The 9,365-nt window shown below is 61.3% G+C and carries 11 protein-coding genes; 5 read left to right on the top strand and 6 right to left on the bottom strand.

What is annotated here, in order from left to right:
- On the bottom strand, positions 1–1,048 hold a 1,048-nt coding region (gene aroC, locus WB528_RS01355), incomplete at its 3' end, for a chorismate synthase (RefSeq protein WP_423886636.1).
- A gap of 58 nt (positions 1,049–1,106) precedes the next feature.
- Positions 1,107–1,700: a histidine phosphatase family protein gene (locus WB528_RS01360; RefSeq protein WP_423886637.1), complete on the bottom strand. Its 594-nt coding sequence runs from the start codon at positions 1,698–1,700 to the stop codon at positions 1,107–1,109.
- 280 nt (positions 1,701–1,980) lie between these two features.
- Here WB528_RS01360 and WB528_RS01365 point away from each other — a divergent pair, with 280 nt between their 5' ends.
- The gene (locus WB528_RS01365; protein WP_423886638.1) at positions 1,981–2,469 is read left to right on the top strand and encodes a sigma-70 family RNA polymerase sigma factor; all 489 of its coding nucleotides are present in this window, start codon (positions 1,981–1,983) and stop codon (positions 2,467–2,469) included.
- A gap of 131 nt (positions 2,470–2,600) precedes the next feature.
- Complete coding sequence (locus WB528_RS01370) at positions 2,601–3,368, top strand: anti-sigma factor family protein (protein ID WP_423886639.1); 768 nt, start codon at positions 2,601–2,603, stop codon at positions 3,366–3,368.
- A 201-nt stretch (positions 3,369–3,569) separates the two neighbouring features.
- Here the strand turns inward: WB528_RS01370 and WB528_RS01375 are convergent, their stop codons facing one another.
- Positions 3,570–4,541 (bottom strand): DnaJ C-terminal domain-containing protein, encoded by a 972-nt coding sequence (locus WB528_RS01375; protein WP_423886640.1) that lies wholly within the window; start codon positions 4,539–4,541, stop codon positions 3,570–3,572.
- Positions 4,542–4,748: 207 nt separating this feature from the next.
- Positions 4,749–5,147, bottom strand: coding sequence for an RT0821/Lpp0805 family surface protein (locus WB528_RS01380; protein WP_423886645.1), 399 nt, complete (start codon positions 5,145–5,147; stop codon positions 4,749–4,751).
- 122 nt (positions 5,148–5,269) lie between these two features.
- Between WB528_RS01380 and pdxH the strand changes: the two genes are divergently transcribed.
- Positions 5,270–5,911, top strand: coding sequence for a pyridoxamine 5'-phosphate oxidase (pdxH, locus tag WB528_RS01385; RefSeq protein WP_423886641.1), 642 nt, complete (start codon positions 5,270–5,272; stop codon positions 5,909–5,911).
- 20 nt (positions 5,912–5,931) lie between these two features.
- Positions 5,932–6,687: an SDR family NAD(P)-dependent oxidoreductase gene (locus tag WB528_RS01390; protein ID WP_423886642.1), complete on the top strand. Its 756-nt coding sequence runs from the start codon at positions 5,932–5,934 to the stop codon at positions 6,685–6,687.
- Positions 6,688–6,807: 120 nt separating this feature from the next.
- Here WB528_RS01390 and WB528_RS01395 read toward each other — a convergent pair whose 3' ends face one another.
- Complete coding sequence (locus WB528_RS01395) at positions 6,808–7,032, bottom strand: hypothetical protein (protein WP_423886643.1); 225 nt, start codon at positions 7,030–7,032, stop codon at positions 6,808–6,810.
- Positions 7,033–7,185: 153 nt separating this feature from the next.
- Entirely contained in the window at positions 7,186–8,163 is a 978-nt protein-coding gene (locus WB528_RS01400; RefSeq protein ID WP_423886644.1) for a magnesium transporter CorA family protein, read from the bottom strand.
- Between the two features lie 368 nt (positions 8,164–8,531).
- Between WB528_RS01400 and WB528_RS01405 the strand changes: the two genes are divergently transcribed.
- A complete protein-coding gene (locus WB528_RS01405) occupies positions 8,532–9,209 on the top strand; it encodes a L,D-transpeptidase (RefSeq protein WP_423886646.1) in 678 nt (225 codons plus the stop codon).
- The last annotated feature ends 156 nt before the right edge of the window (positions 9,210–9,365 follow it).

Consider the following 9,365-nt stretch of genomic DNA (forward strand, 5'->3'; position numbering starts at 1 on the left):
CCAGCACGCAGGCCATCATGGCTTCACCAACCGGAACCGCGCGAATGCCCACGCAGGGGTCGTGCCGACCTTTTGTCATGATCTCGGTCTGGCCACCCTTACGATCCACGGTCCGGCGCGGCGACAGGATCGAGGACGTCGGTTTCACAGCAAACCGCACCACCACTGGCTGGCCAGTGGAGATTCCGCCGAGAATGCCGCCCGCATGGTTGGACAGAAAGCTGACGCCCTGATTGCCCATCCGCATCTCATCGGCGTTTTCCTCGCCGGATAATTCAGCCGCGCCAAAGCCGGCGCCGATCTCGACGCCCTTGACTGCGTTGATGCTCATCATCGCCGCCGCGAGATCGGCATCGAGTTTGGCGTAGATCGGCGCGCCCAACCCCGCCGGCACGCCCTCGGCGATTACCTCGATGACCGCGCCGATCGATGAGCCGTTCTTGCGAATGCCATCAAGATAATCCTCGAAGAAGGCCGCCTTGTCCTTGTCGGGACAGAAGAACGGATTCTTCGCGATCTCAGCCCAATCCCATTTGTCGCGGTCGATCTTGTGCGGGCCCATCTGCACGAGCGCACCGCGCACGGTAACGCCGGGCAATATCTTGCGCGCGATGGCGCCGGCCGCCACCCGCATCGCCGTCTCGCGCGCCGAAGAACGCCCGCCGCCGCGATAATCGCGCAGGCCGTATTTGGCATCATAGGTGTAGTCGGCATGACCCGGACGAAACTTGTCCTTGATGTCGGAATAGTCCTTCGAACGCTGATCGGTGTTCTCGATCAAAAGCCCGATCGGCGTGCCGGTCGTGACCTGCACGGCGGTCTCGGGATGCGCCATCACGCCGGACAGGATTTTGACCGCGTCCGGCTCCTGCCGTTGCGTGGTAAAGCGCGACTGGCCGGGACGGCGGCGATCGAGATCGCGCTGGATGTCTTCGACGGTCAGCGGTATCTGCGGCGGACAACCGTCGACCACGCAGCCGATCGCAATTCCATGGCTTTCACCAAAGGTCGTGACCCGGAACAGATGGCCGAAGGTGTTGTGAGACATGGTTTGTCGTAACGCTCCGACCCCTTTGGGTCAAATCGCCAAACGCTTCGATTCGCTCTTAACTATACTTCGCCAGTCCGCCGTCGCTGAATACGTAAACCGCGCCCTGCTCGATCGTCAGGTCGGCGGCGCTCTCGGGGGTCTCAAAGCCGAGCGCAACCATCAACGCCCGCGCCGTGCCGCCGTGGGCGACCGTCACCGTATCGGCGGTCAATGCCCGATACCAGTCCGTCATCCGGGCCTGCACTGAAACATAGGTCTCTCCGCCGGGCGGGGCCGCGGTCCATTTTTCGACCCGACGCCGCGCAAACAGATCCGGGTCTTTCGCCTGCATCTCCGCCAATGTCGACCCTTCCCATTCTCCATAACCGATCTCGCGCAGGCGGTCGTCCATCGCGTAGCCGGACAGCGGAAGCCTCAGAACACCGCGCACCAACTCCATGGTCTGGCGGGCGCGGTCGAGCGGACTGGCGACAAAGCCGATCGACGACGCGCTCTGGCCGTCGCGCCCGAACAGGTCAGCAAGGACATAGCCGGCGTGAACCGATTGGGTGCGGCCGAGTGCGTTGAGCGGAATGTCCTGCACACCTTGAAGCCGGCCCAGCGCATTCCATTCGGTTTCGCCATGGCGGATGTAATAGATGGTCGGCACCTAGTCCTTCGCTAGTTGTTGGCGACGCCGAGAATCACTAAGCGCTGGCCCTTCATCAAGTCTGAGTTTTTCGCCATGTGATAATTCCGGTGCCTGGCGGCTCGTTTGGAGGTACACCAGCGCGGACGGCCGGTACAGGGCTGTTGGCAAAGGTTAACTCTGCACCCGCAGCGCAATCGGTGGAATAGCCATTGCGGTGTGGGGTTTGGTTATTTGAAAGCGCCTTGAAGCTCGACGCGTGTGTCGAAGCGCGGCATGGAACGGTCTGGAATCAAGCGCAATGGCTGCGTTTCGCGAGAGTGTCGAAGCCATGATACCGGCGCTGCGCCGGTATGCACGTGCGCTCACGCGTGATGCCGACATTGCTGACGATCTGGTGCAAGATACTTTGGTTCGAGCGTTACGTTCGGAACGTCTTTTTCTCGGCGGTGATGTGCGGAGCTGGCTCTACACGATCCTGACCAATCTCAACAAGAACAGGCGGCGATCGCTGGCCCGGCGGCCGCAATTCATGCCCCTGCTTGAGAACAATCCTGACGCCAGCGGCACCGAGGCCGAGGGCCGTGACATCGCAAAGGCGCTGGCAACGCTGGTGGACGATCAGCGCTCGGTGCTGCTGCTCGTGATGCTGGAAGGACTGAGTTATCGCGAGGTCGCCGATATTCAGGGCGTGCCGATCGGCACGGTGATGTCGCGGCTGGCGCGGGCTCGCGCGCATGTGAAGGCGGTTCTCGAAGGTGAGCGCCCGGCGTTGCGAAGGGTGAAATAAACGATGCGCCTTATGAACGATTGTGTGGTGGCTGATTTTTTTGGGGGAATCGCGTTGCAGACGACGCCGTATTTCCGTCGGGGAGGACGGAGGGCGGGCGGAATGATTTCGATCAGGAAGAGACAAAGATCATGACCGATCCAAAAATCCCCGTCACCGAGGACGAGCTGCACGCTTACGTCGACAACGAATTGCCGGCGGAACGCCGCGGCGATGTCGAAGCATGGCTTGCTATTCATCCCGATTGCGCCGAGCGGGTAAGAGCATGGCGCGAAATGGCGGAAGCACTGCACGCCCGCTACGATCATGTTGCTGACGAGGTGGTGCCGAAGCGGCTGGAAATTGAACGGCTGGTGAGCCGGCCGCGCCGATGGATGTACGGCACCATTGCGGCGACGCTGGCCGCGTTTATTTGCGGCAACGGCACCGGCTGGCTGGCGCGCACTATAACCGCGACGCCTTCGGCTGTTGAGAGCCTGACGACCGATGCCCTGGATGCGCACAGGCTTTATGTCGTCGAGGTACGCCATCCCGTGGAGGTGCCGGGCAGCGAACGCGACCACCTGCAGACCTGGCTGACCAAGCGTTGCGGCTGGGAAGTTCGCGCCCCGAAACTGGACTCGAGCGGGCTGAAGCTCGTCGGCGGGCGGCTATTGCCGGGACCGGCCGGCCCGGCCTCGTTCTTTATGTATGAGAGCGCTTCCGGCGAACGCTATACGCTCTACGCTTCGCGTTCGAAGAACGGATCAGCCCAGATGCGCTACACCGCGGCCGAGAATTCCGGCGCGATGTACTGGTCGGAAAACCAGGTCAGCTATGTGCTCAGCGGCCCGATGGACAAGGAAAAGCTGCATCATGTGGCGCGCATCGTCTACGACCAGAACGAGAAAGGCGGCTGAAATCTGTTGCTTGGCGGCCACGTCCAAATTCGGACATTAAGAATCTGGAATTGGAACATGGACGCGTCTCAATATAGCTTCAGGTGCTCACGAAAAATTGTGACGCGTTCGATCCGCCGATCGACGCAAGCGGCCTCGACTGGGGTTGGTACCGCGCTGGTCCCCCAGATCGAGGCCGCACTCTTTCTTTTACCGCGCCGATTATGAAAAATCGCTCCGCGGATTGTAAGGGTGCGTGTCACGCCACCTTTGCATCAACGCCTCCAGTTCGGCGTTGTTCCCGTCCGGCAGCATGATCCGTGTGGTCACAAGCAGATCACCGTTTCCGCCAGCCTTCGGCAACCCCTTGCCTTTGAGACGAAATGTCCGGCCACTCGATGTATTTTTCGGGATCGAAAGCTCGACGGCGCTGCCAAGCGCGGGCACGCGAACCTTTCCGCCCAGCACCGCCTCATAGAGCGTGATGGGCAGATCAAGGCGCAGATCGCTGCCCTCGACCTTGAAGAACGGATGCGGTGCGATGCTGACCGTGATCAGGAGATCGCCGGGAGGATGGCCCGCTGCACTCTCGCCCTGCCCTTTCAGCCGAATCTGCTGACCCGCCACGACCCCAGCCGGAATCTTGACGTTGAACTCCTTGCCGGTCGGCAACCGGACGCGCTTCTCCGCGCCCTTGATCGACTCTTCCAGCGAGACTGTCATGGAGACCGATACATCGAGATCGAGCGCCATGGTGGTGGGATCGAACTCGAATCGGGCCCCACCCCCGCCGCCGCCGCCGCCGGGACGTGCCCCGCGGCCCGCCGCGCCGAACATGCTGTTGAGAATGTCCTCGAAGCCGCCGCCGCCAAAGCCGCCCGGGCCCGCCGCGCCGCTGCGGAAGGTATGGGTCTCGAACCCGCCGGCCCGCGCACGCGGATCGCCGCCGGGGGGAAAGCCCTGAAAGCGCGGTTTGCCATCGGCATCGATTTCGCCGCGATCGAACTGCTTGCGCTTGTCCACATCTCCAATGATCTCATTGGCCGAATTCAGCTCGGAGAACCGAGCGGCGGCCTTCGGATCATTCTTGTTGGCGTCGGGGTGGTACTTCTTGGCAAGCTTGCGATAGGCGCTCTTGATTGCCGCGGCGTTGGCGCTCCGCGGCACCCCCAAGACCTCATAGGGGTCGCGCATCCGTCAGTTCTCCTTCAAGGGAAGTCATCAGTCTAATATACGGGCGAGACGCCCGCTCGAATTTTCATTTGGGTACTTCGTGGCATTTTTGCAACGGGCTTCGCGGCTCGATACGGCGGCAGATGGAACAAGATTATGCACAAGCTTCAACCAGTTGCCGGGGGAAGCGCAAGCAAAAGCCGATTCTGAGCCGGCGGCTTCACCTCGTTAGCTCTGTCGCCAGGGCTTCAGCGTATGAATTTCCCACTGCCCGTGATTGGTTTGACATGCCGCCCCCTGCAGCCAGCTTTCCGAGTGGCCGTTGACGTAACTTGCCAGGAAGTCCCGGCAGGTCCGCCCTTCCGACGAATAGGCTTGGGCCAACGGCGTCACCGATCCTCGCGCGCCGGTCTCGGGGTTTGCCCAAGGCTGGCTCGTATCCTTGTCGCCGCGCGTCAGCACGTCGGAAGCGGCATTACGGGCAAAAGCGAGATCGCTTTCCGTCGGCCCAGTCTCCCTCACCTGGGCAAACGGCCCGATCGAGCCGGTAGCGTCGTCAGTCGTTTTGGCGAAGATATCGGGCCGGGAAATGCTGCATCCGCCGACGCTGACGCCGATCAGAACCATCGCCACGATCGCCCCCGACGGACCGATCGATGATAGGCCAAAGCGTCTCCATGCCCTATATAAGGCTATGCCGGGCGGTAACACGCATTTGGCCGCGGGCGGGCGCAACTTTGGACTCCAAAATGACGGATACGACCTCCATCAAACACCCGACACCCTTAACATCCGGTGATTTCACCGCGGCCGAGGAACCGTTGGCGCTGTTTGGCGAGTGGTTTGCGGAGGCCGTCAAAACCGAGCCCAACGACCCCAACGCCATGGCGCTGGCGACGGTCGATGCCGACGGCCTGCCGGATGTGCGGATGGTGCTGATGAAAGGCCATGACGCCGCAGGCTTTGTGTTCTACGGCCACATTGGAAGCAAAAAAGGCCAGGAATTGGCCGCAAATCCTAAGGCCGCTTTACTATTTCACTGGAAGTCGCTGCGCCGGCAGGTGCGCATCCGGGGCCCCGTCTCGCCGGTTACAGATGCCGAGGCTGACGCCTATTTTGCGACCCGCCCCAAACAGGCCCAGATTGGTTGCTGGGCGTCGAAACAGTCACAATCGCTGGAAAGCCGTTTCGCCTTCGAACGAGCGATCGCCAAGTTCGCCGCGCAATACATCGTCGGCGAAGTGCCCCGTCCGCCCGGCTGGAGCGGCTGGCGCATCACCCCGTTGCGGTTCGAGTTCTGGCATGACCGCCCCTACCGCCTGCACGACCGCATTGAATTTCGCCGCGACGCTTCCGACCAGGTCTGGTCGAAGACGCGGCTTTATCCCTGATCGACAGTTCAAAGGACCCCATGGCCACCCCCCCCCATAACGGACCACGGCGGACGATGCTTCTTACCGGGGCCAGCCGCGGCATCGGCCATGCGACGGTGATCCGCTTTTCCTCGGCGGGCTGGCGCGTCCTCACCTGTTCGCGCCATCCCTTCCCGGAAGAATGCCCATGGGGCGCCGGGCCTGAAGACCACATCCAGATCGACCTCGCCGACCACGACGACACCGCGCGCGGCATCGCTGAAATCCGCGAACGGCTGGAAGGCGGCCTGTTGCACGCGCTGGTCAACAATGCAGCTATTTCGCCGAAGGCCGAGGGCGGCGGGAGGCTCGGCTCGATCAACACGGATCTAGAAACCTGGACCCATGTGTTCCGGGTCAATTTCTTCGCGCCGATCATGATGGCGCGCGGCCTGATCGAGGAGTTGACGGCGGCCAAGGGTTCAGTCGTCAACGTTACCTCGATCGCGGGGTCGCGGGTGCATCCGTTCGCGGGCGCGGCCTATGCGACCTCCAAGGCGGCGCTGGCTTCGCTGACGCGCGAGATGGCCTCCGATTTCGGCAGGCTCGGCATACGCGTCAATTCGATTGCGCCGGGCGAGATCGACACCTCGATCCTGTCGCCCGGCACCGAAAAGATCGTCGAACAACAAATCCCGATGCACCGGCTCGGCACGCCGGATGAAGTCGCCAAGATCATCTATGTGTTGTGTACGGAGATGAGTTCTTACGTGAACGGCGCCGAAATCCATATCAACGGCGGCCAGCACGTCTAGCGGAGCGGATTTGACATTCGCTTCCCTTTGCAGCGAGTTCTCGTAGAGATGCTCTTCAAACGCGCGCGGCAAATATCCGTGTCTCGAAACAGCGCCGGCTGCGTCGGACATCAGGTCGTCCTAGATCAGCCCGCGCAGGATCTGGGCGGCCTGCCAGCGTAGCGTCTCCTCGGCATTTGCGACGCTGGAGCACTCGTCTTCGAACTCGCCGTCGGCGAGCGCCGCGCCGCAGTGCCGGCAGGTCCGTGCCGACATTGCCTGCGCCCGGGCGACGATGTTACGGCACTGCTGATAGCTCGCGAAGTCGATGACGTTCCGCGCCTGCATTATGACTTTCTCAACCATTGGAATCCTCGCGATCGATAGCGAGCGTTATGGCAGAAAGCCGTAGCGCAAACGTTCGGTCCTCCACTCAAATTTTAGCGGAGCGCTTCAGCGAGGAGTCCGGCAATGCCGCGCACTTTTTTAACCTCAAGATCGCGGGCGCGAAGGCGGCTTCTAAAGCCACTTCTTCCACCTGAAATACATGTAGGGCGCGACCGCCGCGAGAACCATCATCACGACCGCGAAAGGGTAGCCGTGCTGCCATTCCAGCTCCGGCATCACCTTGAAATTCATGCCGTAGACTGAGGCAATCAGGGTGGGCGGCATCAACACCACCGCCATCACCGAAAACAGCTTGATGATGTTGTTCTGCTCAAGATTGACGACGCCGAGCATCGCATCGAGCACAAAGGTGATCTTGTTGGACAGATAGGAGGCGTGGTCGGTGAGGGAGGCGACGTCGCGCTGCATGGTCTTGAGCTGCTCGCGCATGTCCTTGGTCCATTTCACGCCCTCAATAGCGGCAGAGAGGAAGGTCACGAGACGGCCGATCGAGACGAGGCTTTCCCGGACCTTGGAGGTCAGGTCGCCCTTGCGTCCGATGGTGATCAGTATCTCCGAATAGCGCCTGGCGTTGCCGTGACGCTCGCTGTCGGGCTCGAAGATGTCATGAGAGACCTGATCGACGTCGGCGCCAATCCGCTCCAGAATGTCGGCGCAACGGTCGATCACCGCATCCAGAAGCTCCATGAGCACCATTTCGCCGGTGATGGTGGCGGAGCAGTTGCGGGCGAGCTTGTTTTCCACCAGCACAAACGGCTTCGGATCGTCGTAGCGGACCGTCACCAGCCGATGGACGGCGAGGATGAAGGTCACGGCGGTGGTCTTGGGCGCCTCGGTGTCGGACTGGCACATCAACGTCGCTGTCATGTAGCGCGCGCCGTTTTCCATGTAGAGGCGGCTGGAAATCTCGATTTCCTGCATGTCCTCCCGGGTCGGCACCGCGATCCCGGCCAGTTTTTCCACCGCCTTGTCCTCGGCCATGGTCGGCTTCACGAGGTCGATCCAGACGGCGGTCTCCGGCAGTTTGTCCAAGTCGGTAATGAAGGCCTTTTTCAGCGAGCCATCAGCGGGAACGAACACCGAAAACATGCACGACTCCGGATTGGCAAAGGGCGAATTAACCAAGAGGGCTTAGCTCGATTCTGCCAACCCTTTCATGAACCGGCGCTTTAGTCCCCCGCCATTTGGGCCCCCGGTGTTGGAACGGTGGCGGAATCTGTTCCGTGGTCCCAAGCTATTGCCGGAGAATTGGGCATCGCTCAAGTAATTGCGGCAAAAAAGACACAGGAAGGCTGCCGCAGTGCAGAACGGCCATCTGCGCGCTGGAATTATTACCCATTTGGGCGATAATGATCGTCTGTTGGTGGAATCGTGGCGAGGCAGCGGGTCCCGTGCCCCGAACGCTCTGTGCCCCGAACAACGTCTCCGATTGGAAATTCAAAATGCCGTTGAAACTGATGTCGCTGAAATTGGCAATGGTGGCTGCGGCTGCCGGCGTGCTGCTGTCGGGCTGCATGGAAACGGCAAACTATGAAGCGACCAACACCAGCGCCTTCAAACCGCACGACAAGGAATTGCTGGCTAAGGTTCGCTACGAGAATGTGCAGCCGCCGGAGAGCTTCCGCCGCGCCATTGTCGAATATCAGCGCAAGGAAGCCCCCGGTTCGATCGTGGTGGATTCCGACAATCACTACCTCTACTACGTGCTGAACGACGGCAAGGCGATCCGCTACGGCATCACCGTCGGTGAAGAAGCCATGGCGTGGTCGGGCATCGCCAAGGTCGGCGCCATGACCGAATGGCCGGCCTGGCATCCGACCAAGGGTGAGATCGAACGCCTCGGCGTTCCCACATTCGTGCCGCCGGGCCCGGACAATCCGATGGGCTCGCGCGCGATGTATCTTTATTCGGGCGGCAAGGACACGCTGTTCCGGATTCACGGCACCAATCAGCCGGAATATATCGGCCAGTCGATCTCTTCCGGTTGCATCCGGATGACGAACGAGGATGTGATCGACCTGTATAACCGGGTCAAGATGGGCACCATCGTCGTCGTGCTGGCGCCGCATCATGGCGATGCGCCGTCGTTCGGCTCGTCGCAGGTGGCGTCGAGCGGCATCGGATCGGTGCAGTAACCAGCCGGCCTCGGGTCAAACCGGTTTGGACAGGCGCCGGTTTTACCGGCGCTTTTTTGTTGGCGGGTTGTCGGCGGCAGGTTTTTGAGCCGGCTGCTCCGGCGGAGGGCCGGCTTCACTTCCATTTGGTTTTTCGGCTTCCGATTCATCGGCCAC

Source organism: Bradyrhizobium sp. (genome assembly GCF_049586575.1).
Lineage (GTDB): Bacteria > Pseudomonadota > Alphaproteobacteria > Rhizobiales > Xanthobacteraceae > Bradyrhizobium.